26 protein-coding genes and 1 pseudogene are annotated in these 25869 nt (G+C 65.9%); 5 read left to right on the top strand and 22 right to left on the bottom strand.

Translation table 11 applies throughout. From position 1 onward, the window contains the following. Positions 1–229 precede the first annotated feature (229 nt). From V2J18_RS07115 to V2J18_RS07080, 9 genes and pseudogenes are all read right to left on the bottom strand, one after another. Complete coding sequence (locus V2J18_RS07115; protein ID WP_336131407.1) at positions 230–466, bottom strand: hypothetical protein; 237 nt, start codon at positions 464–466, stop codon at positions 230–232. A 608-nt stretch (positions 467–1074) separates the two neighbouring features. After that, positions 1075–1269, bottom strand: a complete 195-nt coding sequence (locus tag V2J18_RS07110; protein ID WP_336131406.1) for a hypothetical protein — start codon at positions 1267–1269, stop codon at positions 1075–1077. A gap of 14 nt (positions 1270–1283) precedes the next feature. Beyond that, positions 1284–1544, bottom strand: coding sequence for a hypothetical protein (locus tag V2J18_RS07105; RefSeq protein WP_336131405.1), 261 nt, complete (start codon positions 1542–1544; stop codon positions 1284–1286). Positions 1545–1959: 415 nt separating this feature from the next. Then, positions 1960–2454: a hypothetical protein gene (locus V2J18_RS07100; RefSeq protein ID WP_336131404.1), complete on the bottom strand. Its 495-nt coding sequence runs from the start codon at positions 2452–2454 to the stop codon at positions 1960–1962. Positions 2455–2661: 207 nt separating this feature from the next. After that, on the bottom strand, positions 2662–3018 hold the full coding sequence (locus V2J18_RS23140; RefSeq protein WP_425606102.1) for an STY0301 family protein: 357 nt from the start codon (positions 3016–3018) through the stop codon (positions 2662–2664). Between the two features lie 22 nt (positions 3019–3040). Next, positions 3041–3550, bottom strand: coding sequence for a BPSL0067 family protein (locus tag V2J18_RS07095; RefSeq protein ID WP_345786512.1), 510 nt, complete (start codon positions 3548–3550; stop codon positions 3041–3043). Continuing rightward, a pseudogene (locus V2J18_RS07090) lies at positions 3542–4366 on the bottom strand (RHS repeat-associated core domain-containing protein); the annotation flags it as partial. The gene V2J18_RS07095 and the pseudogene V2J18_RS07090, both read right to left, overlap by 9 nt. A gap of 88 nt (positions 4367–4454) precedes the next feature. Then, entirely contained in the window at positions 4455–4823 is a 369-nt protein-coding gene (locus V2J18_RS07085) for a hypothetical protein (RefSeq protein WP_336131403.1), read from the bottom strand. A 69-nt stretch (positions 4824–4892) separates the two neighbouring features. Next, positions 4893–9680 carry an RHS repeat-associated core domain-containing protein gene (locus tag V2J18_RS07080; RefSeq protein ID WP_336131402.1) on the bottom strand — a complete coding sequence of 1596 codons (4788 nt, stop codon included), beginning with the start codon at positions 9678–9680 and terminating at the stop codon, positions 4893–4895. A 449-nt stretch (positions 9681–10129) separates the two neighbouring features. Here V2J18_RS07080 and V2J18_RS07075 point away from each other — a divergent pair, with 449 nt between their 5' ends. The 4 genes from V2J18_RS07075 (at position 10130) to V2J18_RS07060 (ending at position 14099) form a co-directional block, all read left to right on the top strand. After that, complete coding sequence (locus tag V2J18_RS07075) at positions 10130–11416, top strand: sensor histidine kinase (protein WP_064748555.1); 1287 nt, start codon at positions 10130–10132, stop codon at positions 11414–11416. Continuing rightward, positions 11409–12185: a LytR/AlgR family response regulator transcription factor gene (locus V2J18_RS07070; RefSeq protein WP_064748556.1), complete on the top strand. Its 777-nt coding sequence runs from the start codon at positions 11409–11411 to the stop codon at positions 12183–12185. The genes V2J18_RS07075 and V2J18_RS07070 overlap by 8 nt, the downstream gene beginning before the upstream one ends. A 67-nt stretch (positions 12186–12252) precedes the next feature. Next, a complete protein-coding gene (locus tag V2J18_RS07065; RefSeq protein ID WP_064748557.1) occupies positions 12253–12585 on the top strand; it encodes a hypothetical protein in 333 nt (110 codons plus the stop codon). A 350-nt stretch (positions 12586–12935) separates the two neighbouring features. Then, complete coding sequence (locus tag V2J18_RS07060; protein WP_336131401.1) at positions 12936–14099, top strand: cystathionine beta-lyase; 1164 nt, start codon at positions 12936–12938, stop codon at positions 14097–14099. A 147-nt stretch (positions 14100–14246) separates the two neighbouring features. Here the strand turns inward: V2J18_RS07060 and V2J18_RS07055 are convergent, their stop codons facing one another. Continuing rightward, on the bottom strand, positions 14247–14612 hold the full coding sequence (locus V2J18_RS07055; protein ID WP_336131400.1) for a hypothetical protein: 366 nt from the start codon (positions 14610–14612) through the stop codon (positions 14247–14249). A gap of 8 nt (positions 14613–14620) precedes the next feature. Further along, a complete protein-coding gene (locus V2J18_RS07050) occupies positions 14621–14890 on the bottom strand; it encodes a hypothetical protein (RefSeq protein ID WP_064748560.1) in 270 nt (89 codons plus the stop codon). A 185-nt stretch (positions 14891–15075) separates the two neighbouring features. On the opposite strand from V2J18_RS07050, the gene V2J18_RS07045 reads away from it, so the two are divergent. After that, positions 15076–15723, top strand: coding sequence for a class I SAM-dependent methyltransferase (locus V2J18_RS07045; protein WP_064748561.1), 648 nt, complete (start codon positions 15076–15078; stop codon positions 15721–15723). Between the two features lie 49 nt (positions 15724–15772). Here the strand turns inward: V2J18_RS07045 and V2J18_RS07040 are convergent, their stop codons facing one another. The 11 genes from V2J18_RS07040 to V2J18_RS06990 form a co-directional block, all read right to left on the bottom strand. Beyond that, the gene (locus tag V2J18_RS07040) at positions 15773–16228 is read right to left on the bottom strand and encodes a GFA family protein (protein WP_336131399.1); all 456 of its coding nucleotides are present in this window, start codon (positions 16226–16228) and stop codon (positions 15773–15775) included. A 47-nt stretch (positions 16229–16275) separates the two neighbouring features. Then, entirely contained in the window at positions 16276–16635 is a 360-nt protein-coding gene (locus V2J18_RS07035) for a hypothetical protein (protein WP_336131398.1), read from the bottom strand. A gap of 65 nt (positions 16636–16700) precedes the next feature. After that, complete coding sequence (locus V2J18_RS07030) at positions 16701–17786, bottom strand: hypothetical protein (RefSeq protein ID WP_336131397.1); 1086 nt, start codon at positions 17784–17786, stop codon at positions 16701–16703. Positions 17787–18270: 484 nt separating this feature from the next. Then, a complete protein-coding gene (locus V2J18_RS07025) occupies positions 18271–19860 on the bottom strand; it encodes a hypothetical protein (RefSeq protein ID WP_336131396.1) in 1590 nt (529 codons plus the stop codon). 186 nt (positions 19861–20046) lie between these two features. Continuing rightward, positions 20047–21375: an ATP-binding protein gene (locus tag V2J18_RS07020; protein WP_336131395.1), complete on the bottom strand. Its 1329-nt coding sequence runs from the start codon at positions 21373–21375 to the stop codon at positions 20047–20049. Then, positions 21372–22112, bottom strand: coding sequence for a response regulator (locus V2J18_RS07015; RefSeq protein ID WP_336131394.1), 741 nt, complete (start codon positions 22110–22112; stop codon positions 21372–21374). Before V2J18_RS07015 ends, V2J18_RS07020 begins: the two co-directional genes overlap by 4 nt. Positions 22113–22186: 74 nt before the next feature. Then, on the bottom strand, positions 22187–22684 hold the full coding sequence (locus V2J18_RS07010; RefSeq protein ID WP_064748568.1) for a thioredoxin family protein: 498 nt from the start codon (positions 22682–22684) through the stop codon (positions 22187–22189). 51 nt (positions 22685–22735) lie between these two features. Next, positions 22736–23569 (bottom strand): alpha/beta fold hydrolase, encoded by an 834-nt coding sequence (locus V2J18_RS07005; RefSeq protein ID WP_336131393.1) that lies wholly within the window; start codon positions 23567–23569, stop codon positions 22736–22738. Continuing rightward, positions 23566–24234, bottom strand: a complete 669-nt coding sequence (locus V2J18_RS07000) for a ferric reductase-like transmembrane domain-containing protein (RefSeq protein ID WP_336131392.1) — start codon at positions 24232–24234, stop codon at positions 23566–23568. The genes V2J18_RS07005 and V2J18_RS07000 overlap by 4 nt, the downstream gene beginning before the upstream one ends. After that, the gene (locus V2J18_RS06995) at positions 24231–25004 is read right to left on the bottom strand and encodes an HvfC family RiPP maturation protein (RefSeq protein ID WP_336131391.1); all 774 of its coding nucleotides are present in this window, start codon (positions 25002–25004) and stop codon (positions 24231–24233) included. Before V2J18_RS06995 ends, V2J18_RS07000 begins: the two co-directional genes overlap by 4 nt. Further along, positions 25004–25846 (bottom strand): HvfB family MNIO-type RiPP peptide maturase, encoded by an 843-nt coding sequence (locus V2J18_RS06990; RefSeq protein WP_336131390.1) that lies wholly within the window; start codon positions 25844–25846, stop codon positions 25004–25006. The genes V2J18_RS06995 and V2J18_RS06990 overlap by 1 nt, the downstream gene beginning before the upstream one ends. Between the last annotated feature and the right edge of the window lie 23 nt (positions 25847–25869).

The following is a 25869-nucleotide window of genomic DNA, read 5'->3' as shown; positions in this document are numbered from 1 at the left end:
TTTGCCAATATGGTCACAGTGGCGGCTTGGCCCAGCCCCTCCATCCGGCTAACGCTCAAATCGAGGGACCTCGATCAGCGCTTCCCTGGCGAGACGATGGCCGCCGCTACCGAGAACCGCTCGACCGAACGCCCGCCCTCGTAGCGGACGAACTCGCCGCGCGCCCGATAGCGCCGCGCGAACGAGGCCAGCGTGCAGTCGACGCCCCGGGGCGGGCAATGCGGTCCGGCTAAGCCAGCCGTTCTCGCACCTCGGCACCCAGGCCGTAGCGCCGCTGCCAGTCCTTCAGATGCAGATAAGATCCAGCGCGCCAGAGATAACCGACGAAGAAGCGTTCGAAATTGGCCCGGCTCGCCTTCGCATCGACCTCGATGCGTTCGCAGGTGTTGTCCGGGCAGTACTCAGCCCAACGCCGGTCGCCGCTGCGGCCGAAACGGATCGAGTCGCCGGGCGGTACCGATCGCAACAGCGCCGCGGCATCGGCCGCTCAGGCCGGGCGCGGCGAAACCCATGACAACCTCATTAGCATCGCCAGCAGCAACAGATTCCGGCTCATCGCCACGCCACCTAGTAGGCGCCGCTGGACAACCGGGCGAACGGCAGTATCGGACTCAACCGTCGCCGCCCTTACAACGACACTTATCGGCAGATCGTCCTTGTACGAAAAACACTCGACGCATCGCAGGCCACCCCACTCAGTCGTCCGCCCTTCCACGTCGCTCGCATACAAAAACTCCTGGATCGACGTAGAGCCATCAAGACTTCAGTCCATTTTGGTTATCGAGTAACCTTTTTCGAGCACGGCGAAGATGCGAGTCAGAAGGTGCAGCAGCGGGATCACGGCCAACCGGGACAATTCGGCTCTCGCGACCGTGCGCATGGTGCATCCAGCTAAAACGACGAAGACGATAGGTATTAGACTAGTATTCTCAACGCGGCTCTCGACGTTTCAATGACGCAGCACAGAAGCGAAGCTGCCAGCTCACCGTTAGCGACGAGTGAAGAACCGGGCCAGAACGATTTCCGCCCAAACCTGCTGGAAAGCGAATCTGGCCCAGCTTTGGTTTCCTCCAACTACTTTTTCGTTAGCCACTTAAAGCAGGCACCCTGCCCTTCGAATCCCTCGCGCAGCGTATCCAGATGATCCAATGCGATTGCCTTCAACTCGGGCGAGGCAGCCAATTTTGAAGCCTTGACCAACCAGACCTCAGCCTCCTTACAACCTGCTTCATCAGCCCGAACCTCAAGCAACGAGGCCAAGTTGACCATGGCCCAGGGATCGTTCAATTGCGCCCCTTTCTCAGCCAATAAATTGCCTGTACTTGGTCGGATACAGCCCACTGATAGTGGTTAGCAAGCTTGGAAATTGCCGACAGATTTCCGGATTTCGCGCTTGCGACGGTCTTTTGCAACTTTTTCTCATCCAAATAAAAGCGACGCCCAGGATTTCCAGAGTCGACCTTCTCTGTGCCTGGATTCAGCGCACCAGCACTTGCGTCCATGATAGAAAAAACGCAAAGCATGGCAAAAAAAATAGCTCTCATTGCCGCCCCTCGACTGAGTCCATTTAGCTTGACTACTTAGTTCGCCTATTTAAGGGTGTAGATATCGACCGGGCAGCCGACGCCGTTGGTCGCGGCGACGCGTTCGCCCTTGGCGTTGTAGCGGTAACTGCGATTCACGACGCCGGCCAGCTTGACCTGGCTCATGCGGTCGTTGCCGTTGTAGACGAACTCCTTGGCGGCGCGCCGATGCTGGTGGCGTTACCAACCGCCGTGCAGCAGGCTGGTGCGGTTGCCGGTCTTGCCGTTCCACCCAAAATCGGAGCAGAGTGGCTTCCGAAATATCTAGAAGGAAGGTGCCCTGACCGGGTTTTTACCGTAAAAAGCCCCGCCTTACGGCGGGACTACGATGGTAGAACGAGGGGCAACCGTAGCCATTAGGCCATGCAAGTACTGGCTACTTGATAGGGTGGATGCGCACCCACTCTTTGGCGGCAGCCTGCAGTTTTTCGCGATTGCCAGGCTTATGCACCCAGTCGAAGTACGCAATCACCCCTTTTGAAGGCAGCTCAGACCTCACTTCCTGTGGCAGCACACCTTCGAATGAGACGACATTGAAATCACTCAAAAGAAAGAACGCGAGATCTCCCGCCACGAACCCATCAACCTTGGTGGGCTCGGATCGAGGGTCCTTCATCGAAGTGCCGTCGGTGATCCGATCTATCAGGCACGGCGTGGTCTGCTTTCGCTTTTCCTTGAGTGTCTTGTAGTTTTCATCGTCAATAGGCCACGCCTCGTTCAACGGAATGCTCTTAATCGAAGAGAGCCCGGCGCATACGTCTTCAGGCTTCGCCCGCATTGGTTGGCTTGTAACCTGCGCGCTAAATGCCAGTAGCGCGCCCGACATCAGGACGGTAGCAATCGCTTTCATACTGGTCACTTGATTGGGCATTCGTTGAACCGGGTTAGCCGAGCACCGCTATCCGGCCTAACGTAGAGCGGAACGCTTTGCGGCGGCTTGGGATACGGCGGCGTCGGTGTGTAAAGCGGACTGCTGGTGAGTTGTAGACGAATTCCTTGGCGATGCCGCCGATGCTAGTCGCGTTGCCACCCACGTTGTAGCCGCGGGCGACGCCGCCGACTTGGATCAGGCGGTGGCTTATTTAGTACACATGAAAGTCGGAGGCTCTGAACTAGGTTGTTTTGGCCGCACCAAAGCACATTGGCTAACACCCTGAAGCTTCCGCCTTAGGACTGCCGCCGAATGACGATATTTACAGTCAACCCAAACCTCCTCGTTCTTTGAGAACCTCCACTCGGCCCGACCGGGTTTCTGCGTGTTCCCTACGAGTATTCTTATGTCCTCCGGAGGACCACTGTAGACATCTACCTCCAAAAGCGGCCGCTTGGCAGATTTAATACGAACTTCCCACTCCGCTGACGGAGTCGGGCTAACGACCTGCTTGTCCTGAATTGTTTCGGGACAGCCAACAACCTGAATCGCCGAAGCCAGCATCAAGGCATAGACAGACATAATTTCACCAAGTGATCGTAAAGAAATTTTTGGCGGAATTAACATAGCTCACATGGGGATCGGCGTCGACACGCTCCCAAGCCAGACTTCTATACTGCAAGGTCGAGCGTTCTCTCCACTGGTCGACAACTACTATGCCATCCCCGTTACGGGTATAGCGCACAAATATCGCCGCATGCGCAATCCCGTTCTGCGGAAACCGACCATTAGCATCAAAGGTTGCGATTGCGGTACCAGGCACCAGTGGCAGCCCCGGAACCAGACGCCGACCTGCGCGCCATGCGGTGGTATGAGGTGCTTGATACCAGACTTTAATCAGCTCTGCACACCAATTAACGCCATTATCATCCTCATCTGCTGGCGGTAGCTCAGCACCAGAAGAAAGTTGATCAACAATATCAACAATGTTCGGATAGACATGCTCTTGCAAATGGCTTCCCGGCGTTCCATCCAGCCCCCCAATGGGGCCGCTCGACCACGTGATTCCAAACCGGCTTCTGAGCGAGGATTGCAGCCCGCGTCGGTCGGAGACAGAAACCGGCTTTCCATCTACATAACTGTAGGTGGATAGTCCTCCAATCAGCCCAATCGGATCACTCTGCACATACCTGCCGCTAACCGCATCGTAATCCCGGAAGTAGTTGTAATTCAGCCCCGTCGCCGAATCGAACCGCTGCCCCGGGAAGCGCAGGTCGAATACGAACGCGGTGCCGTCCTGATCCGGGTCTTGGTTCGGGGTGTCGTTGCCGAAGGCTTCGCCCTTGGCGTTCCAGGACCAGATGGCGAGGTTGCGGGTGGCGTCGATGACGGTGCGCGGGGTGCCCAGGTGGTCGGGTTGGACGTAGTGCAGTTTCTGCGCGGTGCCGGCGCCGGCGCCGGCGAGGACGCCGACTGGGGCATCGCCCAGCCACACGGCCTGTTGCTGGGTCGCGCCGTTGGCATCGTAATCGCCGAGCCAGTGGCCGGCTTCGTCGTAGAGCGTGTAGACCGCGACCGGGCCACTGGCGCCGTTGGTCGCGGCGACGCGTTCGCCCTTGCCGTTGTAGCGGTAGCTGCGGTTGACCACGCCGGCCAGCTTGACCTGGCTCATGCGGTCGTTGGCGTTGTAGACGAACTCCTTGGCCGTACCGCCGATGCTGGTGGTGTTGCCGACGGCGTTGTAGCCGCGGGCGACGCCGCCGACATTGGTCAGGCGGTGGCTGGTGGTCGGGTAGGTGTAGGTGGTCGTCGTGCCGGCGTGCAGCAGGCTGGTGCGGTTGCCGGTGGCGTCGTAACTGTAGGTTTCGATCGGGGTGTTGCTGGGGCCGTCGCAGACGATTGCAAAAGAACCGGGGCAAAGTAGTTTCCGAAAATCTAGACGGAAAGGTGCTCTGACCCGGCTGTTTATTTAGCGAACAATTTGATTAACACGGCAGATCTTATTTACACCTCAAATCATCAACAACTTTAGCCGAAAATTCGTTAACAATCTTTTCGCCAGCCTGGCCAGACACAAGCTCAGAATGGAACGAAATAGTGCAAACATCCCCCTCTGCAGGAATCGGATCTCCATCCTCAAAATACGGATAGAAGAAATCAACAGGCCTTGAATCGTGCATTGCGCCAAGAACGACCCATGTCTTTATATATCCCGTGTAAGGCGGAAACTTTGACCTTGATAAAATTTTTACCCCATCAAGCGCCCCTCTCTTCTCTTGCACCTTTCCGCTCAATGTCGCACATGAGCACAGAGGAAGTACCGCCAGAGCCGTGAGAACAAGGAACTGACAGCGGATTTTAGAGGTCATTTTGGCGTCCCATTGGCATCAAGGATAAAATTGAACGAACTTACTATGGACCCATTGCTCCTAATGTAATCAATACCAAGCGTTCCACCAGGAGAAAATGTACCGTAGTCGTATCTTATATCCGCCCCCCATGATTGCAGTTTCCGCGCGAAGCCCGGCGCCGTGCGCATTATTGAAGTTAGCCCTATAGTTGCCTCCGGCTTCCATTGCATACCTATACTCAGCAAGCACATGGGCGAATGCGGATGCACCAAGAGCGTTGGAGCGGCCCGCAAAACCAGAAATGTCAGCAACATCCACCAGCCCCGTATAGTATTGATCTATTTGAACCCTTGGATCATTGCTCGTCGCTGTAATGCTGATAATTGCGCTTGAATTGATAGCAGCTAGAAGCGCGCTCGCCGCGCCTGGAAACGAGGTCGAAACGCCAATGACTGCACATTGGTTCGTGGCGAGAATCCCATTGCTCCCGCGTGAAATTTTCAAACCAGTAAATTTCTCTGCAAGAGATATAAATTCCCCCATATCTTTGGCGCCACCGGAAAGTCGGACTATCCTTCCGTCCTCGTCTTTGTATTTCCCCGGGCTTCCGTAAGCATAAACATACGTACCCAAACCTCCCCGAAGCCCAATCGGATCACTCTGCACATACCTTCCGCTAGCCGCATCGTAATCCCGGAAGTAGTTGTAATTCAGCCCCGTAGCCGCATCGTACCGCTGCCCCGGAAACCGCAGGTCGAACACGAACGCAGTGCCGTCCTGATCCGGGTCCTGGTTCGGCGCATCGTTGCCGAAGGCTTCGCCCTTGGCGTTCCAGCTCCAGATGGCGACGTTGCGGGTGGCGTCGATGACGGTGCGCGGGGTGCCGAGGTGGTCGGGTTGGACGTAGTGCAGTTTCTGCGCGGTGCCGGCGCCGGCGAGGACGCCGACTGGGGCATCGCCCAGCCACACGGCCTGTTGCTGGGTCGCGCCGTTGGCGTCGTAGTCGCCGAGCCAGTGGCCGGCTTCGTCGTAGAGCGTGTAGACCGCGACCGGGCCGCTGGCGCCGTTGGTTGCGGCGACACGTTCGCCCTTGGCGTTGTAGCGGTAGCTGCGGTTGACCACGCCGGCCAGCTTGACCTGGCTCATGCGGTCGTTGCCGTTGTAGACGAACTCCTTGGCCGTGCCGCCGATGCTGGTGGTGTTGCCGACCGCGTTGTAGCCGCGGGCGATGCCGCCGACCTGGGTCAGGCGGTGGCTGGTGGTCGGATAGGTGTAGGTCGTGGTCGTGCCGGCGTGCAGCAGGCTGGTGCGGTTGCCGGTGGCGTCGTAGCTGTAGGTCTCGATCGGGGTGTTGCTGGGGCCGTCGCGGGTGATCTTGAGCCGGCCCAGGGTGTCGTAGTCGTACTTCGCCAGCACGGCGCTTTGCAAGCCGTCCTTGAGCTCGGTCAGCTCGCCGACTTCGTTGTAGCCGTAGCCCAGCGACAGGCCGCCGGCGGCGTTGTCATGAATCGTCTTGGCGCGGTAGTCCAGGTCGTAGCTGCGGGCCAGGCTGCGGCCGTTGCCGTAGGTCCAGCCGGTGGCCGGGCCGAAGGGCTCGTAGGCGACGCCGTTGAGCAGCACCGTGCGCACGCCGCCGGCCGGCTTGACGCCCACTTCGGTGACCTGGTCCAGGGTGTTGCGGACGTAGTCGACGACGGCGTTGTCCGGGTAGGTGATCGTGCGCACCTGGCCCGAGGTCGTATACGCATAGCGCAGCGTGAACGACTTGCTGTCGACCACCTGCACCTTGCGCACCAACTGGCCGTAGCGGTCGTAGCAGTACTTCAGCTCGGTGCCTTCGGTGCGCAGCGCGGTCAGCCGGCCCAGGGCGAAGGTTTCGCCGGCGGCGCAGACCGCGTTGACGGTGTCGTAGTCGTACTCGACATCGTTCGTACCGCTGCCGTAGGAGATCGTCTTCGGCCGGCCCAGGGCGTCGTAGGTATAGCTGTGGGCGACGGCGTCGTTGGCGTCTTTCTTGGTCGCCAATTGGCCGGCGGGGGTGTAGGTGTAGTCGGTGACGCCGGTATCCGGGCTGCTCAGTTGGGTGCGGTCGCCGAAACCGTTGTAGGCGTAGACGGTGTTCAGGCCCTTGGGGTCGGTGACCTGGGTGACCTGGTCGAAGGCGTTGTAGGCCAGCTGGGTCTCGACCGCCAGGCCGTTGACGTCCTGCAACAGCCGGCTGAGCCGGTTGAGCGGGTCGTGGTTCTGGTCGCTGATCCGGCCCAGCGCGTCGGTGGTCAGGTCGGGGTTGCCGTCGGCGTCGTAAGTGAAGGTGGTGGCGTGGGCGGCGGCGTCCTTGGCCTGGTGCAACTGGCCGAGGCTGTCGAACACCCGCGACAGGGTCTGTCGCACCGTGCCGGTCGGGGTCTGGGTGTCCTCCTGCTTGCGGTTGCCGGCCTTGTCCAGGGTGTACTGGAGCTTGTTGCCGGCCTTGTCGGTCACCGAGGTCAGGCGCTGGGCGGCGTCGTAGTTGTAGGTGACGTAGGCGCCGCCCGGCGGGGTGACCCGGCGCAGCAGGCCGGTCGGCCAGTACTCCATACGGGTGATGCGGTCGTCGGTCTCGACGCTGTTGTCGGCGCCGCGCAGCTTGGTCGCGGCCAGCCAGCCGCGCGGGTGGTACTCGTAGTCGGTGACCACGCCATTGGCATCGAGGATCGACAGCGGCCGGCCCTGCGGGTCGTAGCCGAGGATCTCGGTGGCGCGACCGAGCGCATCGATCGTCTTGCGCAGGTCGCCCTTGCGGTAGGTGCACAGCGCCGGCTGGGTGGCGCAGGTGCTGTCGTCGCTGCCGTAGTACTGGTAAGTCACCACGTCGTTGACGTCGCTGCGCGGGCCGTCGACCGACTTCAGCAGGCCCAGGGTCGGGCAGCTGCTGTTGGCGGCGGCGACGTCGGCGGCTTCGCAGTAGGCGTAGGCGGTGGTGCGGGTCTGGTTAGTGGTGGTATCGCGCACGGTGACCGTGACCGGTTGCAGGCGCGCGTTACGCACGATCCGCGTCTCGCGGTTGCCGAGCTGGGTCAGCACGGTGCGGTTGGCGGCGATGTCGCGGCGCTCCAGGCTGGTGCGCTCCTGGGGCAGGCCCACGGCTTCCTTGACCGTGTGCGTGCGCGCCGGCTGGCCGGTGACCGGGTCGTTGGCTTCGGCGTAGCTGTGCTTGGTCTGGGTGCCGTTGCGGTCGGTGACGGTGTCCAGGCGGCGGCGGAAGTCGACGGTCTCGGTATAGAACGTGCGCGTGACGGTGCCGCGCGGGTCGGTGATAGCGCCGATCTTGCGCGGCTGGTTGCTGGGGCTGGCCGGGCCGAGCGCGTACGTGGTCTGCTTGCCGAGCGCGTCGGTAATCACCGCGCCGCCGCTGGCCGGGTAGCTGAGGGTGCGGCCGTCGGCGCCGCCGGCGTTCTGGCTGGAGCCGACCCGGGCCTTGGCGTCGTAGCCGAAGGTGCTCTGGCGCTGATTGTCTTCGCCGGTGACGCCGGTCAGCATGGTCTTGAACTGCGGATGTTCGTAGTGATACGTGCGTGCGCCGCCGCCGGCATAGGTCGCGCTGCTCACCGTGCCGTTGGTGTAACCGTAGCTGGCCAGCAACGCGCCGGCCGAGCGGATCGCCGCGATCGGAGCGTTGCGGCCGGCGCCCAGGTACTCGAACACCAGGCTGCGGCCGCTGTGATGGGTGATGGTCGCCAGCCGGCCGAGATCGTCATAGGCATAGGCCAGGGTATTGCCGTCCTCGAAGCGACGCACGATCAGGCGGCCACGCGCGTCGAAGCGCAGCACTTCCTCGACCCGGTACAACAGCCACTGGCTGCCATCGGCGACCAGCCGATCGCCGCTGCCGTCGCGTGCCTCGTAGACGCCGGCGCCGAGCGGCTTGAACGAGATCTGGCTGCCGTCGGCCTGGATCAGGCCGAAATGCTGGGTGGGGTCGGACGGTGCGGCGGGATCGGCGCCGATGCTCAGGCGCAGGTTGTGCGAATGGGTCCAGCCGAGGCCGAAACCGCCCTGTTGGCTCGAGGAAGACGAACGATAGATGCGGGTGAACGAGACCCAGCCCAGGTCGAAGTCCGGCTCCGGGCGCATCTTGTCGCCCGAAGCGGGGTCGCAGCCGCCGTCGGGGCAGTCGGGCACGAGCGGAGGGCTGAGGTAAGCCATCGGCTGCAAGCTGCCGGCGCAAGCCTGCTCGGCGGCGTCCCAGCCCATCGCGACGGTGTTGGGGCAATGCACGTCGCGGGTGCGTTCGAGGTACTGGCTATCGTTGGCGATGAAACCGCAGACGCCGTCGGCGTCCTTGATCACGTAGTTGGCGTCGTAGGCGCGCGTCTCGACCGCGCTGGTCTTGTCGTCGACCCAGGTCAGGCTGACGTCCCAAGCCGGCGCCAGCGTGATCGCGGTATTCGGCGTGCAACCTTCATCGAGGCTGCGCTGGTCCAGGTGCTGCCTGAGCTGATCGACCACCCCCTCCAGGGTCGGCCCCGGGATGTAGTCGGGATCGGTCGAATGCGTGTAGGACCACGGCTCCGTCGTCGGCGGCATCGGTTCGATGCCGTAGTAATAGGCGGTGCGGTCCGGCAGGTGAACCTGACTGACGACCTGGAAGCTCAGCGGACCGTAGGACGAGTACGGCGCGAACAAGGCCTCGATGTCCTGCTGGATCTCGCGCTCGGTCAGGCGTGGGCCGTTGCTGGTCCAGGTGCTGGTCCATTGCTTGCCGGCCTCCTGGGCCTGGGCCGTTCCGCCGGCCGACAGTGCGGCGGCGGTCAACAGCAGGCCGGTCAGCCAGGTGCGCGGCACGGCGCCGCGCGGTGGTACGGACAGGGGTGACGATCCTTCGATGGGGGGCATGCGTCGGTTCCTTGGACGGTTCATGCGATGCAGCCGCAGGCGCGGCCGGGGGAGACGGCAAAACGGCGGGCGTCGCGACGGCGCACCGGACGCGGGTCGATCGCGGCCGGCCGCGATGGCGGCGATGGGAAAGGAGGACGGGAGCGACGCGGGCGCGAGGCGTGGACGGCGGGCGTCGGCTGTTCGGGCGGCAAATCCATTTGCGCAGTTCCGGGTTGTTGTCGCCTAGCCTAGTCAAACCGATTGCGGAAGTTGCGACGGCGACTGAACGGGTTCCCGAACCTTGTTGCGCATCACAATTTCCGGGCAAGGCGCCTTCGAAGGCCGCGGCGCCGCAGCCCGCCACTGCAGCGCTTACCGCCGCCAGGCTTCGCTCCGCCCCGTCCCGGCTTCGTCGCCGCAAGCCGGCCTTCGTCGCCGCCCCGCTTCCGCCCAGGCGCCGCAGCACTATGCTGCGCCCATCCCGCCATGGCATCGCCCTTGTGATCCGAAGCTTCTTCTTCATCGCCCGCCTCGCCCTGGCCTGGTTCGGCCTGTTCCTGCTGATGGCGCTGTTCGCCTCGGTGACGCCGGGCCTGCAGTACCAGGACCCCACCCCGCTGTTCCTGATCTGCATGCTGGTGGTGGCCTACGTGGTCACCGGCGCCTTCAGCCACGTGCGCCGCGTGCGGCTGATCGCCGGCCACATCGACCGCGGCGCGCTGCACAACCGTCAGCGGCGCGAGATCGAGGTGCCGTTCGAAGCCGGCGAGACCTTCGATCTGCTCGATGCGGCGATCCGCGAGCTGCCGCGGGTCGAGGAAATCGAAAGCGCGCGCGACAGCCTGCAGGTGCGCGCCAAGGTGCGTCGGCACAACCTGTACGGCCGCGATCGCGAAGTCCGCGACCTCACCGGCATGCGCGGCCACGGCCGCAACCAGATCCAAGCCACGGTCGAGCCCGGCGAAGACAGCGGCCGCATCGTGCTGATCTGCGAACCGGAAGCCGGCGCCTGGAGCGACTGGTTCCGGGTCGACGGCGGCACCAATCTGGAGAACGCCGAGGCCATCGTCCGCGCCATCACCCGACGCATCGCCGAACGCCGCCGCAACGAACGCGCCGCGGTCACCCGCACCGAAACCGAAAAGGAACTGGCGGTGGCCAAGCTCAGCCTGCTGCATGCCCAGGTCGAGCCGCATTTTCTCTACAACACCCTGGCCAGCGCCCAGTACCTGACCCGCAACGACCCGGCCAAGGCCGACGAGATGCTCGGCCATCTGATCGACTTCCTGCGCAAGTCCTTGCCGCGCACCGAAGACGCGCTGTCGACGCTCGGCGAGGAGTTGGACCGCTCGCGCGCCTATCTGGAAATCCTCAAGCTGCGCATGGGCGCAAGGCTGGCCTTGCAGATCGACGTGCCCGACGAACTGCGCAGCCTGCCGCTGCCGCCGATGATGCTGCAGACCCTGGTCGAGAATGCGATCAAGCACGGCCTGGAACCCAAACCGGGCGGCGGCATGGTGTGGATCCTGGCGCGGCGCAACGAGCAGCGCGCGGCGATCACGGTGGCCGACGACGGCCTGGGCCTCAACGCCGCCAACAGCGGCACCGGCATCGGCCTGCGCAACGTGCGCGAACGCCTGCAGCTGGTCTACGGCGACGATGCGCAACTGGCCGTGGTCGCCAACTTCCCGCAAGGCGTCGCCGCCACCCTGAGCGTGCCGCTGGCGCGGCAAGAGGAGACCGTCCATGGCTAAGCCCACGCTGACCGCGCTGGTCGCCGAAGACGAAGCACTGCTGCGCCGGTCGTTGGTCGAAACGCTGGGCGAGGCCTGGCCGCAGCTGCGCATCGTCGCCGAATGCGAAGACGGCGCCGAGGCGCTGGAGGCTCTGGCCGAACATCGGCCCGACATCGCCTTTCTCGACATCCGCATGCCCGGACTGACCGGGATCGATGTCGCCGGCGCGGCCGGCGACGTCAGCCCGCTGACCCGGATCGTGTTCGTCACCGCCTACGACCAGTACGCGATCGACGCCTTCGAACACGGCGCGATCGACTACCTGCTCAAGCCGGTCACCGCCGAGCGCCTGGCAGTGACCGTGCAGCGCCTGCAGCAACGCGCCGGCACCGCCGCCGACAGCGAAGCCATCGCCGAGTTGGGCCAGCGCTTGGGCGCGCAACGCGGCAAGCCGGACGCCACGGCGCTGACCTGGATCACCGCCAGCGCCGGCCGCGAAACCCGGCTGATCCTGGTCGACGACGTGATCTATTTCCGCGCCGACAACAAGTACACCACGGTCGTGACCGCGGAAGGCGAAGCAGTGCTGCGCAAGCCGATCCGCGAACTGCTGGAAGTGCTGGACGGCAATCTGTTCAAGCAGATCCACCGCTCGACCATCGTCAACCTCAAGGCGATCGCCTCGATCGTGCGCGACGACAGCGGCAAGGGCACGGTGCGTCTGCGCCAGCGCAGCGAAACGCTGAGCGTCAGCCAGCCGTTCATGGCCCTGTTCCGCGCCATGTAGCGGCGCGCCCTGCCGTAGTGGACCACGCAATGCGGCAGCGGTGAGCTTCTCTTCCAAGGACGACCCCATGCGCAACCTGATGGCTCTGCTCTACTACCTGCTGGCGCTGTTCGGTTGCAGCGGCGGCGGCCAGACGATCGCTCACCGCGTCAGCGCCGACGGCCACGTCGTCATCGACAGCCAGGTGCGCATCACCGGCGACATCAGCCGTTTCGAATGCGCCGCCAGCCGCAGCGGCCACTGCCACTACAGCCTGTATTCGGCGGAGGCCGCGCCGGAACGCTTCGCCGTGGCCGTGGGCGAACGGCGCGACATCGTCGGCCTGGCACCGGGCTTCAAAGTCTGCGCCGGCGCCGGGCCGGAGGCCCTGGATCGGGATTGCCGGCCGGCCCCGAAGTGATCGCCGCCACCACGCGGGCGGTTGCCGTAGCGGCACTTGCCGCGGCCGATCACGGTCGCGTGCGCTGGACTTCGCCTCCGAGCGCCGACCCGTCCGGCCTCTTTGAGCCGCTGCGCGCGGCAGCGTTGGATCGCAATGCAGCCTCGAACCGCTTCGGCTCCCGCGGCTTACCTCGCGCCTGAAAAGCGCCTGCCGCGGCGGCGCCATGCGGCGCATCGGCGGCGAGCGCGCGCCGGCGTTCGCTCGCCGCCAAACTGCGGCGTAATCGCAGGCGCACCCGGCTCGCCCGGCGCTAGACTCGCTCGGCGGCCCAAGCCGCGCCCCGTCCACGTCATCGCATCGGCGCTCCCATGTCGCTTTCCTGGCAATCCAAACTGATCCATCCGCAAGCGCGGGCTCCCGAAGGCTTCCAGTCGCTGGCCACTCCGACCTATCGCGGTTCGACCACGCTGTTCTCCAGCGCGGGGCGCGTGCTCGATCATTGGGACCAACAGCAGGCGCCGTACAGCTACGGCCTGTACGGCACGCCGACCAGCCTGGAACTGGGCGCGCGCATCGCCGAACTCGAGGGCGGCCGGCACTGTTTCCTGACCCCGGGCGGCCAGGCGGCGATCAGCCTGATCGGCCTCAGCCTGCTGTCCGCAGGCGGGCATGTGCTGATTCCCGATAACGCCTACGGTCCCAACCGCGAGTTCGCCGACCGCGTGCTCGCACGCCTTGGCGTGGACGCCGAGTACTACCCGCCCCTGCTCGGCGCCGGCATCGCCGAGCGGCTGCGTCCGAACACCCAATTGGTGTGGTGCGAGAACCCGGGCTCGGTCAGCATGGAAGTACAGGATGTGCCGGCGATCGCCGCGGCCGCGCACGCCGTCGGCCTGCCCGTCGCGCTGGACAACACTTACGCCGCCGGCGTTCTGTTCGACGCCTTCGGCCACGGTGTCGACATCACCATGCAAGCGCTGACCAAGTATGTCGGCGGCCACAGCGATCTGCTGCTGGGCTCGGTCACCGTGCGCGACCGCGCACTGTACGAGCGCATCGGCGACACCCATCAACTGCTGGGCATGGGCGTGTCGCCGGACGATTGCAGCCTGGCCTTGCGCGGCCTGCAAACCCTGGGCGTGCGCCTGGCCCAGTTGCAGGCCAGCACGCTGGAAGTCGCGCACTGGCTGGCGGCGCGCGCCGATGTCGAACGCGTCCTGCACCCGGCGCTGCCCGGCAGCCCCGGCCACGAGATCTGGCGCCGCGATTTCAGCGGCTCGGCCAGCGTGTTCTCGGCGCTGTTCCGGCCCGAGCTGTCGGTCGATGCGATCGTGCGCGCACTCGATCGTCTGCAGCTGTTCAAGATCGGCTACAGCTGGGGCGGCGTCACCAGCCTGGTCATGCCCTTCTTCGGCCTGCGCCGCGATCACGGTGCGCCTGGACGCAACCTGGTGCGCTTCAACATCGGCCTGGAGTCGCCGCAGGACCTGCTGGCGGATTTGCGCCAGGCCTTCGCCGATCTGGCCGATTGAGCGAGGTTCCGCCGTCGGGAATGTCTTGCGGCCGAGCTGCGGCGATGCGTCAACCTGGGCCGCGCGCCGCATCGCGTCCGCTTCCGATCTGTCGAGCGCACCGGCGGGATACGCACGCGACGGCGGGAAATCCTTACCACAGTGCGTTCAGGAACGGCGAGACTGCGGCAGGTTCGAACGCGGGGTTTTGGTCGCGGGCTTGACGATCTGCGGCTCCTCGCCGTCGCTCAACGCGCGCAGGCGGACCGGTACGAAATTGCCGTCGCCGAGCAAATCCAGGCTCGCGCTGGGATTGCGCATCAGTTCTTCGCGCTGCAGAAAGGTCTCGCGCCCCGGCTCCAGCGGAAAGCGCTTGCTGCACAGTCTCTGGCTCAGGCGCAACACGCTGGTCCCGGACATCCGCCACGGATAGCCGGGCACCAGACGGCTGACGATCGCGCTGTCCAGACCGATCGTGACCGTTCCGCCTTCGATCGCCCGGCACCGGCCGATCGCTATATCGAACAATTGCATGCATCACCTCAATGCGTGACTACCGTAAGCACGCTGTTCAACCGCGCCTGGGCGAGCAGGAAACGCAATCGGGCTTCGATCGCGTGCAGATTGGCCAGGCGCGGGGATGCGCGCAGCGAATACACCACCGCTCGCTTGCCGAGCATGGCGCGGTGATCGCGGCCGACCGAAATGTTGGTCGTCCCGCTCGCCTCCATCCATATCCGACGCAACTCGATCGGACCGACCGATTGATCGCGGCACAGGGTGAAGTGGAACCACTCGACATGTTCTTCCATAGCGGCTCTCTGCAATCTTCGAACGAGTATGCGCGCTGGGACGCATGAACGGGCGAAAGAAAATAAAGCTCGCTATTCGCGTTGCATGCGCGTATGGTCGGGTGGCGACCCGAGCACTCGCGATCCATCGGCGGCATCGCCCGCCTCTGCCTGACCCGACGCGATGGCGTCATCCGAGGCGTTTTTTGCCGTTCTGCACTCGACTTATCGACGTCCCGATCGGCGACGTCGTCTATCGCATTCGCGCCTTGAAGGATCGCCAGCAGTTCCACGATCCGGATCGCACGGCCGAGCGCGCAGGCGTTCCTGCGGCGTTATGGAGCCTGTTCGGGCAACTGTGGCCGGCGGGAATCGAGCTGGCCCGGGAAAGCTTGTCGTACCGGATCGACGGAAAACGCATTCTGGAAATAGGCTGCGGCCTGGGGCTGTCCAGCCTGGTGTTGAAGAAGCGCGGCGCCGACATCACCGCCAGCGATCATCATCCGCTCGCCAACGAGTTCCTGGCCCACAACGCCCGCCTCAACGGCCTGAAGCCGATCCCCTTCAACGATCTCGCCTGGGAACGTCCGCAGGACAGTTCCATGGGAAAATTCGACCTGATCGTGGGCAGCGACGTGCTCTACGAACGCGGCCATATCGGCTCGCTGCTGAATCTGATCCGCAACTACGCCACGGCCGAAGCCGAAGTGCTGATATCCGACCCCGGCCGCGGAAACTGCGCGTCTTTCGCCGCCTCTATGCTGACCGCCGGCTTCACATTGAGCTCGCGCGGCTACGACATTCCACTGGAGCGTCGCCGCAATGCGGGGCGGATGATGCGTTTCGAGCGCTGAGCATCCGGATCGGACCGGCCGGTCTCCGCTGTTGGCGCGACCTTCGGACTCAGCCTTCGCCGGCGCCGACGACGTCCCGGTCGGCGAAGCGCAATCTCACCGTACCGATCCAGTTGCGTGCACGTCGCTCCAGACGCGCGGCCTGGGTTTCTCCGTCCAGGTCGGATGAAGAATGCCGCAACAGGCCCGGATCGAGTGCTTCGAAGGTGTTGACGTTGACCACCGCGTACAGGCGGCCGTCGATGTCGCTGGTCGCCAACGGCACGACCCCGCATACCGCGCACACATGGAAGTCGGCGGTGCGGGTGCCGAAGACGTAGCACGAGACGCGCTGCGGATCGCGCACGACGACATCCAGGCGGCCGCCCGCGCAGGCGGTCCACACGCCGCCGTGCTTGACGCAGAAGGTGCAGGTGCAGGCGCGGGCCGGGATCGATTCCGGCTCCGGCGCCCAGTCCAGGGTGTAGCGGAGGTTGCCGCAATGGCAGGCGCCTTCGATGAGCATGTCCGGACTCTTGGAAGCGTCGGCTCAGACTAACCCAGGCACGCCGATCAGTCGTCGTCCCCGTTCGCCGACCAACATTGCAACAGCGCCGGAGCGACCACCGGCAACAACAATACCGCTTCGACCACCGCCACCGTCAGCACCGAGACGGTCTCGCCCGCCGTCGTCGACATCGCCACCACCCCCAAGGCGGCGGCGCAGAACACCGCGACGTAGCCATAGGCGAAGCCGCGAGAATGGAACGCGCGCTTCCAGTACAGCACTATCGTCAGCACGATCGCGACCAGTGCCACCGGCACCGAGAACAAAGCCAGGAACAGACCGTAGGCGCCGTCGCTGTAGGACGCGGCGGCGGGCAGGCTGACCAGGGTCAGCGCCAGGGCGCTCCAGCGGGAATGTCCGTTCATGGCGGCGATCCGGAATGCGGCGAAGGGGGTGGCGGACAGCATGATGCCGTCCGCATACGGGCGCCTCAATCGGTGCCCTGGCCGCGGCCGAATTCGCCCGGCCCGGCCGGCGCGTTCGGTGCCTGCAGGGCGAATACGCAGTCGAAGAAGGGTCGCACGTCGTCCCAGCCGCGCTTTTCGTCGCGCGCGCGCAGCAGCACGCGCCCCACTTCGACCACGTTGCCCTTTTCCTCGAAGCGGCGCAGGAAGGCCGTGCGGGTGTCGGCTTCCGCGTGGCGTCCGTGGTCCTGGCGGTTATAGGCATGGAATTCCAGGATCGCGCCCGGCGCCGCGACCCGGTCGGCGCCGATCGTGCATTGGCGCAGGCCGCTGGCTGCTTCGCGCTCGACATGTCCGGCCGCGTAACTGTCCTGCAGCGCATGCAGCAAGGAGCCGAACGCGACGTCCTGGTAGTAGCGGCGCAAACCGCCGCTGGCGCCCTGAGTGTAGAGGTCCAGCACGCGCCATTCGCTACGGCCGAAGGCTTGTTGGATCGCCGGGATGGTCGAGTCCTTCAATCGCGTATCCAGGCTGTATTCGCCTTGGGCCGTGCGCCAGGCGAACTCCATCCAGCCCATCAGCTTGGCCTTGGTCTCGGCCGCGGTCTCGCCGTCGCGGCTGGCCATGGCATGAAGGAACTGTAAGTCGCCGAAATGGGTGCGGTACAGCATGGCGTCGCCGGGACCGTAGCGCTTGCCGGCGGCGGCGCCTTTGTTGGCGTCGGCGAACAGACTGCCCCAGCACAAGGGCTGGGTTTCGAAGCGGATGGTTTCCTGGGTTTTGCAGCCCATGCCGCGGGCCTGATTAGCGCTCATCCGGAACGGCGGATCGTCGTTCCAGCGCACGCCGGCCAGCACCGGACCCGGCGCGTCGAGCGCTTCGCGACCGCCGCAGTCGCCATTGCAGCCGTAGATGCGATTGGTGATTTCCTCGTGCACCGGCTCGGTAAAGGCGACCATCGAGCGCTGCGCGAGTTGTCGTTCCAGGAACACCCAGGTGCTGCTGCCGATTCCGGCCAGTCGCCGCTCTTCCGCGGTGGAATGGGTCGCCAGCTTGTGCGCCCACGCCGGCGCCGTCATCGCCAGCAGCGCGACCCCGCCCCAGCCTCGCATCGATCCTGCGATCGTTCTTGCCATTCGGTCCCCCTGTACGACCGTGGTTTGTCGGGCGGCTTGCGACCCCGTCATGTCGGCGCGAGCGCGGCGACCGAGGAACGGGGTGCGCTCACAGGGACGTAAACGTCATAAGGCGACGGGTGCGGCCATGAGTGTTCACCGGGCGCCCGGCTAGGGAAGCGAGAGTGGATCTACTCAAGCCCCATGTTTGAGGAAGATGGCCTGCACGTGTGCGCCCCAGGCGCGTTGGCGCGATCTGGTTGTCCACGCCCCTCGCCTTTCCGGGGCCGAACCAATCTTCATCGGGCGACGAAAAAAAGCCCCCTTATTTAAAAAAGGGGGCTGCGCGCTGCGCTGATCGATGCCGATCCAAAAATTCGACGCGCGGAAGGTTTGCTTTTGGCTTTGGACTAAGAGCAAATCCCCCCCTTTTTTCAAAGGGGGGATGCAGGCTGGGGGCGATCATGCGCGCTCGGTCGACTTACTGGCACTGCACCGTATCGCCGGCCTGGCCGCGGTAGGCGGCCCACATCGCGTCGGCGAAGTCGTCGCCGTAGTAGCCGTCGTCGCGGCCGGCGCCGTGCAGGGCCGGCCAGCGGCCGGTGCCGTCGCTCGGATTGCTGTCGAGCGCGCCGCTGCCGCGCGGCTGATAGGGGTCGGGCTGGGTCCAGGCGCCGTGGTTCACCCAGCGGTCGGCGTAGAGCAGGATGCGCGTGTCGGTCCATACGCAGCGCAGCGACGGCATCAGCCTCAGCGCCAGCGCCGCCGCCTTGTAGCCCTTGGCCGTGCAGCAGAACTGGTAGTAGCCGGCCGGCTCCTGGCCGCCGTCGATGTAACCGTACGGGTCGCGGCAGTCGCGCGTGCTGGTGCCGTTGTTCTGGTTCTCCCAGTACTCCTCGACCGTGCACGGACTGCCGAACAGCACCTTGCCGCTGCCCGCGCCGATGCTGAGCTGACCGTCTTCCTGGTAGGTGTCCTGCTGGAAGTCGCGCACGCGCGCGGCCATCGCCGCATCGTCGAGCAACAGGGAACCGAGCGTCAACACCAGCTTGCGGCCGTGACGGTGGCCGCCGTCGGCATAGAAATGCAGGCCGCCTTCCATCGCCGCCTTCAGATCCAGGGCGTACTGGGCGAGGAACATGGCCAACTGCCGACGCTGCGCGTCGTCGTCGCGCACCATCAGCCGCAGCGCGGCCGAGGCGGTGTCGATCGCGATCTGCGCGCCGTAGTCGGGCATGTTCTGTTTGGGATGGATCTGGTCGGCCGACCAACCGAGCTGATGATCGAGCTGCACACGGCGGAACCGGTCGGACACCGCACTCAAGGCCGGCATCATCGGCAGCGGCGCGTACGCCGGTAGACGGTCCATGCGCAGCCGCGCGACCGGGATCAGCGGCTTCTTGCTGCCGAAGTACGGCGGCCGGAACAGGCCGCGGCCGTTGTCCGCCGGCGGCGCCGCGAGCACGGTCAGTACCGCGGCGGTTTCCAGCGAGGTCTTCTCGTCGCCGCTGCGCGAGATCGCCTTGACGATGGACTGGTTCGGCGCGGCGGAGTAAGGCAGCGCCGGCACCAGCCGCGCGTCGTAGCCGTAGGCGGTGCGGTCGAAGCCGTGGCGGCTGACGCTGGAGGGGTTGACCTCGAAGCCGTTGCGGCCGCTGCTGAAGCCCGGCGAGATCGACATGATCCGCACCCGGCCCTGGCTGTCGCCCGCCGGCGCCACCCAGAAGTCGCCGTTGGCGAACTGGCCGCAGGGATAGGCGCGGTCGAAGCCGAAGGTGATGCCGTATTGCTTCACGCTGCTGCACAGTGCGGGCGGCTCGGCGGCGACGACGGCGCGGCCGGTGCGGCCGTCGCCGGGTCGGGACGAAACGCCCCGATCGGCGATGCCGCCGACCGGAGCCGGCGACGCCACGGCGGCGGACGCTTCTGCCGCCGCAACCCTCTCGGGCGCGGGCACAGCGTCCTGGCGTGGACAACCGCTCAACAACACGACGCCGGCGAACAGCGCGGCGGCGGACAGCCGTCGCGTCGCCGACGCAAGAACGATGGGAATGGAACGATGGCGATTCATGGACTCTCTCTCCTGGGGACACGTCGCCGCGATCGGCGAACGCGTTATCGGAGTGCAGAATCGTCATGAACGGCGCTGCGCCGCCCACAGAATCACAAATCTGGAACAACCTGCCGCGCGCGCGCCAGGGCAACAGCGGCGCGCATCACGCCGGCACAAATCGGTTACAAACCGCCGATGCGCGGCTCAGACGGCGGCGACGTCGTCCAGGCGCACCAGGGCTTCCAGACCGCCGCCGTCGCGATTGCGCAGACGCAGGCGCGCGCCGGCCGAGGGCGCGAGCTGCTGCGCGATCGCCAGGCCCAACCCGGTACCGCCGCTGTCGCGGTTGCGCGACCCTTCCAGGCGGTAGAACGGCTGCGTCACCTGTTCGAGCCGGTCCTCCGGAATGCCGGGGCCACGGTCCGCAACCCTCAGCAGCACCGCATCGCCATCGCGGGCCAGTTCCAGTTCTGCGCTGCCGGCGTAGGCGAGCGCGTTGTCGATCAAGTTGGCGAGGATCCGCCGCAAGGCGTTCGGCCGGGTGACCAGCAATCGTCCGCTGCGGCCGCCCAGACTCACCGCACGGCCGGTGTCCTGGTAGTCGTAGACCAGGCTCTGCAGGAACGCGTCCAGATCGATCCGCAACGGCGTCTCGGCGGCGCCGTGGGCGCTGCGCGCGTAGGCGATGCCTTCGCGCACCAGACGCTCCATTTCGCCCAGGTCGTCCAGGGTCTTGTCGCGCTGCCCCCCCTCTTCCATGGCCTCGCAACGCAGCTTCATGCGCGTGATGGGGGTCTGCAGATCGTGCGAAATCGAGGCCAGGATCTGCAGCCGCTCCTGGGTGTATTGGGCGATGCGGTCCTGCATGGCGTTGAACGCGGCCGCCGCGCCGACCACCTCGACCGGCCCGGTTTCCTGCAACCGCGGGCCCAGCCCGCCGGGGCTCAGCGACTCGGCCGCACGCGCCAACTGCGCCAGCGGCCGGGTCGCCAACCGCACCGCGCCCCAGGTGCACACCAGCAGCAACGCCAACTGCGCCGCCAGCACGTAGGGCAGCCAGCGCGCGATCGGCATCGCCGAGGGCTGCACTTCCACGGTCACCGGTTCGCCGTCGCTCAGCCGCAGATGGATCTGGAAACGCTCCGGCCCGGCGGACACGGCATTGGCTCGCACCGGATAACGCGGCCCCAGCGCGGCGCCGACCCGGGCGACGAACTCGCGCGCCTCGTCGCTGGCCAGCGCGGCGCCGTCCTGGCCCGGGCCCAGCAGATAGTGAAAGGTGCGGCGCTTGAGCCGCGGCAGCCAGTCGGCGCGCTCTTGCGCCGGAATCCGGTCCAAGATCGCGACCGCGACGGTCACGTCCTGCTCCAGATTGCTCATCAGCATCGAGGTCGCGGCCTGGTAGCGCTCGTAGAACAACAACGCGAACGACAGCGCGTGCGCGGTCAGCAGGCCGGCGAACAGCACCAGGTACAGCCGCGCGGCGATCGTGCGCGGCAGCAGTCGCCAGCCGCGTCGCAGCGCCGTGTTCACGCGTCACCGCCGATCAGCTCGACCGGCATGGCGAACACATAACCCTCGCTGCGCACGGTCTTGATATAGCTAGGCTCGCGCGCATCGTCCTGCAGCCGCTGGCGCACCCGGCTGACGAGCAGGTCGATGGAACGGTCGAAATGCTCGGCGTCGCGGCCCTGGGTCAGGCTCAGCAACTGGTCGCGGCTGAGTACGCGCTGGGGATGGTCGAGGAACACCCGCAGCAGCCGGAATTCGGCGCCGCTGAGCGCTACCGCGGTGCCGTCGGGATCGAGCAGATGGCGCGCGGTGGTATCCAAGCGCCAGCGGCCGAAGCCGATCAGGCGCGCGGCCTCGCTGATCTGCAGATTGGGCGGCAGCATGCGGGTGCGACGCAGCACGGCATTGATCCGAGCCAGCAATTCGCGTGCGGCGAAGGGTTTGACCAGATAGTCGTCGGCGCCCATCTCCAGGCCGACGATGCGGTCGGTGGGGTCGTCGCGCGCGGTCAGCATCAAGACCGGAATCGCGCGATGCTTGCCGGCGCGCAGGTTGCGGCACAGCACCAGCCCGTCTTCGCCCGGCATCATCAGATCGAGCACGATCAGGTCGACCGCATCGCCGTCCAGGGCCGCGCGCATCTCGCGGCCGTCGGCGGCGACGCTGGCGCGCAACCCGTTCTTGCGCAGATAGTCGGCGACCATCTGGCGGATCTCGCGATCGTCGTCGACGACCAGGATGTGATCTACGTGATCCATGCAGGCAACCTTGCGAACAAATCTCGTCGGCCCTGGCGGCGCCGGCTCCGCTGCGATTATGCCACCCGGCCGCGTCAATCCCGGGCCAGCAATTCCCGGATCCTGGCGTCGGTGGCCTCGTACCCGCCCTCTCCGATATGTCGGTAGACCACCCGCCCCTGCCGATCGATCAGGTACAGCGCCGGCCAGAACCGGTTGCGATAAGCGTTCCAGGTCCGATAGTCGTTGTCCAACGCGACGGGATACTCGATTGCGTACCGCTTCACCGCCGCCTGGACGTTGGCGGGCCTGCGTTCCTCCTCGTATTCGGGCGTGTGCACGCCGACCACGACCAGGCCGCGGTCGCGATAGCGCCGGTGCCATTCGTTGACGTGCGGGGTGACGTGGATGCAATTGATGCAGGCATAGGTCCAGAACTCGACCAGCACCACTTTTCCGCGCAGGCCCGCGAGCGTCAGCGGCGGGCTGTTGATCCAGCGGTCGATGCCGACGAACTCGGGCGCCGGCGCCGATCCTGCCGGTTCGGCCTGCGCCTGACCGCGGCAAGCGACGGCCAGCAGGCAGGCCGCCATCGTCAAGGCCGCGGCAGCGGCGCAGATCCAGGGTCGCATCGCCGACACGACTCAGCCCTCCTCGTGCGCGGCCGCCGGCGGCGGGCGCTTGCCGGCGGCTTCGAGGATCACCTCCGCGACCTCGCCCGGATGCGCTAACGGCGCGGCGTGACTGCCCTCGACCGACCGCCGTTGCGCGCCGATCCGCTGCGCGGTGGCGGTCTGCAGTTGCGGTGCGATCATGCGGTCCTGGCGCGTGGCCAGATACCAGCTCGGCCGCCCCTTCCAGGCCGCGTGGGCGACCGCGTCGTCGAAGGCGCGGGCGTGGATCGGCGACTGAGTACGGAACAGTTCGCACACGGTGCGCGCCGTCAGGTCCTGCGCGAAATCCTCGCGCATGCCTTGTTCGTCGATGCGCAGCAGCCCGTCGCTGGCGACCAGATGGGCCAGCCCGGGCGGCGTCGGATAGCCGCGGCCCTGCTCGGCCGTGTTCTGGCCGACGTCCGGCGCGAATGCGGCGACATAGACCAACGCCGACACCTTGGCGTCGTCGCCCGCCTCGGTGATGACCGTACCGCCCCAGGAATGTCCGACCAGCACCACCGGCCCCGGCGCCGCCTGCAGCGCGCGCCGGGTCGCTTCGGCATCGTCGCGCAGCGAGGTCAGCGGCAGGCGCACGCTGAGGGTGTTCAGGCCGCGCGCTTGCAGACGCTTGGCCACCTGCGCCCAACTGCCGGCATCGGCGAACGCGCCGTGGACCAGGATCGCGGTGGGGGCGGGCGCCGGCGCGACCGTATCGGCGGCCGACGCCGCGGGCGCCGCACCGGCACAGGCCAGCGCCAGCGCGAGAACGAGCGCACGGGGACGGCGCGCGAGGGCGGCAACGGCCGGGAGATGGCGATTCATGCTTGAGGCTCCAGATTCGGGGACACAGGGGACGGTGCGCGGCGTTGCCGCGCCCAGCGGCGCTTTTCCGATTGCGCCCATTTGCCGACCGCGCGCACCGCGACCGCGGCGCACATCAGCGCGAACGGCAGCGCGTACAGCGGGTCGGTCGGAATGCGTTTGAAGTACGAGAGCGCGAAGATCAGGGCGATGACCCACACACCGGCGGTGTGCAGCCGCTTCCAGGCCTGCGCGCCCATGCGCTGGGCCAGGGCATGGAACGAGGTTGCGCTCAACAAGACGATGAAGGCATAACCGAGCCCGCCCGGCAGATTGGTCAGCGCACTGCGGCCGGGCCAGAACGAGGGGTCGAGCTGGCCCAGGCGGACGATGGCGATCGCGTGCACCAGATGCGAGAACGCGAACGCCAGGCCGAGATAACGCCGTTCGCGCAGCAACGCGCGGGTCAGCCCGTTCGGCACCAACGTCGTCAGCGACGAAGCGACGAACACGCTCAGGAACAACGCGAATGAGCTGCGTGCGGTGGCGCGGATCACCGCCCGCACGCCGGCCACCGGGTCGGCGTGCGCCGCCAGCAGCGTCGCGGACATCAGCAGCACCAGTGCCGCCAGCAACCAGAACAAAGGCCAACCCTGCGGCCGTAAGCCGGATCGGTAGGCAATCATGACGAAACTCCTTGAATGTGGGGAACGGCCGCCATCGCGCCCGCGGCGCGCAGTCGTTGCAGCAGCTCCAGGCCTTGCGCCTGCCACTGCCGCAGCGCCTCGGCCCCGTACAGGCCGGCTTCGTCCGCCAGGGCCAGCAGGTGCTCGCGGCCACGAGCCCGCCGCTGCGCGATCACGTGCAGCAGGCGATAGGCCGGCGGCGCGAGCCGGACGAAGCGCACCTCATGCGCGGCATCGCGATAGACCAGCAGCATCGTCGGCAGCGCAGGCGCCTGTTCCGGCTGAAAGTCCGGCCCGATCTCGGCGACGGGCCAGCGATACGCCACCACCCTCGCCAACGGCGACAACTGCGGCACGCCTTCGAGCAGGTCCATCTGCGGTTCGTCGTCGGGCGGAACGGCATCGCTGAGCGCCAGTTCCTGTTCGATCCATTCGTAATGCGCCAGTTCGGCCAACCAAGCCGGCGCAGTGCCGTCGTCCGGCAGCGCCTGCGCGAACGCGACGAACTCCGCGGCCAGTTGCGGGAACAGCGGAGTCTGCGCGCGGTGATCCGCGTAGAAAGCGCGCACCAGCCCGGTCCAGCGCGGCAACGGCAGGGTTTGGCGCAACACCGGAAAGCTGCCGGCCAGCAGGCCGTCGACAGCGTTGAAGAACAACTCGCGATACACCCGCAGCCGGCGCGGCTGCAAGCCCGGCGGCGGCGGATTCGCCTGCGGGTTGCGCAAATGCCGGGCCAGGGCCCACTGCTGCTCTTGCAGGCGCGCGCTCATCACGCGGCCTCCGCGACGGGGACGAAGGCGCGCTGCATGGCGCGGATTCGCTCGGTTTCGCCCAGCAGCTCGGCCAGCGGGGGCAGGTTGAAATCGCGCTCGAGCACAGTCGGACGCACGCCGAAACGGCGATACGCCTCGCCCAGCAGCGCCCAGGCGTCCTCGCGCACCGCAGCGGTGTGGGTGTCGATCTTGAGCCCCTCAGCATCGTCGTAATGGCCGGCGATGTGGTACGAGGCGATGCGTCCGCGCGGCAGTCGGTCGAGGAACTCGCCGACCGGATAGCCGTGATTGTGCGCGTTGACGCTCAGGTTGTTGAGGTCCAGCAACAGATCGCAATCGGCCTCGGCCAGTACCGCGGCGATGAAGTCCGCTTCGCTCAAGGCCTGGTAGGGCGCGGCGTAGTAGGACACGTTCTCCACCGCGATCCGGCGCCCCAACGCATCCTGCGCCTGGCGGATGCGCGCGGCGACGTGGCCGATCGCCTCCTCGGTGAACGGAATCGGCATCAGATCGTAGAGATGCCCATCGTCGGTGCAGTAGCTCAAATGTTCGCTGTACAGCGCGACCCCATGCCGGTCGAGGAACTCGCGGGTGCGGCGCAGCAACTGCGTGTCCAACGGCGCGGTGCCGCCCAGCGACAGCGACAGTCCGTGCGCGCTGATCGGCCAGCGTGCGGACAGTTCGGCCAGCGCTTCGCCGTAGCGGCCGCCGACGCCGATCCAGTTGTCCGGGGCGCATTCGAGGAAATCCACCGCGCCGGCGTCCATCGCCAGCAGTTCCGGCAGCAGGCCGCGGCGCAGTCCGAGGCCGGCGGAGCAAGCATTGAGAGTTGTATCCATGGCAAGTCCTGGGCGGGTCGCCG

This window comes from Lysobacter firmicutimachus, from assembly GCF_037027445.1.
GTDB lineage: Bacteria > Pseudomonadota > Gammaproteobacteria > Xanthomonadales > Xanthomonadaceae > Lysobacter > Lysobacter firmicutimachus.
Note: the sequence above shows the minus strand (reverse complement) of the source record. Positions and strands in the feature narration are given on the sequence as shown.

Coding starts and splice junctions, on each gene's coding strand:
- V2J18_RS07110 (WP_336131406.1), bottom strand. CDS start 1,269: ATGGTCAACTTGGCCTCGTTGCTTGAGGTTCGGGCTGATGAAGCAGGT.
- V2J18_RS07105 (WP_336131405.1), bottom strand. CDS start 1,544: ATGAGAGCTATTTTTTTTGCCATGCTTTGCGTTTTTTCTATCATGGAC.
- V2J18_RS07100 (WP_336131404.1), bottom strand. CDS start 2,454: ATGCCCAATCAAGTGACCAGTATGAAAGCGATTGCTACCGTCCTGATG.
- V2J18_RS23140 (WP_425606102.1), bottom strand. CDS start 3,018: ATGCTGGCTTCGGCGATTCAGGTTGTTGGCTGTCCCGAAACAATTCAG.
- V2J18_RS07085 (WP_336131403.1), bottom strand. CDS start 4,823: ATGACCTCTAAAATCCGCTGTCAGTTCCTTGTTCTCACGGCTCTGGCG.
- V2J18_RS07080 (WP_336131402.1), bottom strand. CDS start 9,680: ATGCCCCCCATCGAAGGATCGTCACCCCTGTCCGTACCACCGCGCGGC.
- V2J18_RS07075 (WP_064748555.1), top strand. CDS start 10,130: ATGCTGCGCCCATCCCGCCATGGCATCGCCCTTGTGATCCGAAGCTTC.
- V2J18_RS07070 (WP_064748556.1), top strand. CDS start 11,409: ATGGCTAAGCCCACGCTGACCGCGCTGGTCGCCGAAGACGAAGCACTG.
- V2J18_RS07065 (WP_064748557.1), top strand. CDS start 12,253: ATGCGCAACCTGATGGCTCTGCTCTACTACCTGCTGGCGCTGTTCGGT.
- V2J18_RS07060 (WP_336131401.1), top strand. CDS start 12,936: ATGTCGCTTTCCTGGCAATCCAAACTGATCCATCCGCAAGCGCGGGCT.
- V2J18_RS07055 (WP_336131400.1), bottom strand. CDS start 14,612: ATGCAATTGTTCGATATAGCGATCGGCCGGTGCCGGGCGATCGAAGGC.
- V2J18_RS07050 (WP_064748560.1), bottom strand. CDS start 14,890: ATGGAAGAACATGTCGAGTGGTTCCACTTCACCCTGTGCCGCGATCAA.
- V2J18_RS07040 (WP_336131399.1), bottom strand. CDS start 16,228: ATGCTCATCGAAGGCGCCTGCCATTGCGGCAACCTCCGCTACACCCTG.
- V2J18_RS07035 (WP_336131398.1), bottom strand. CDS start 16,635: ATGAACGGACATTCCCGCTGGAGCGCCCTGGCGCTGACCCTGGTCAGC.
- V2J18_RS07030 (WP_336131397.1), bottom strand. CDS start 17,786: ATGCGAGGCTGGGGCGGGGTCGCGCTGCTGGCGATGACGGCGCCGGCG.
- V2J18_RS07025 (WP_336131396.1), bottom strand. CDS start 19,860: ATGAATCGCCATCGTTCCATTCCCATCGTTCTTGCGTCGGCGACGCGA.
- V2J18_RS07015 (WP_336131394.1), bottom strand. CDS start 22,112: ATGGATCACGTAGATCACATCCTGGTCGTCGACGACGATCGCGAGATC.
- V2J18_RS07010 (WP_064748568.1), bottom strand. CDS start 22,684: ATGGCGGCCTGCCTGCTGGCCGTCGCTTGCCGCGGTCAGGCGCAGGCC.
- V2J18_RS07005 (WP_336131393.1), bottom strand. CDS start 23,569: ATGAATCGCCATCTCCCGGCCGTTGCCGCCCTCGCGCGCCGTCCCCGT.
- V2J18_RS07000 (WP_336131392.1), bottom strand. CDS start 24,234: ATGATTGCCTACCGATCCGGCTTACGGCCGCAGGGTTGGCCTTTGTTC.
- V2J18_RS06995 (WP_336131391.1), bottom strand. CDS start 25,004: ATGAGCGCGCGCCTGCAAGAGCAGCAGTGGGCCCTGGCCCGGCATTTG.
- V2J18_RS06990 (WP_336131390.1), bottom strand. CDS start 25,846: ATGGATACAACTCTCAATGCTTGCTCCGCCGGCCTCGGACTGCGCCGC.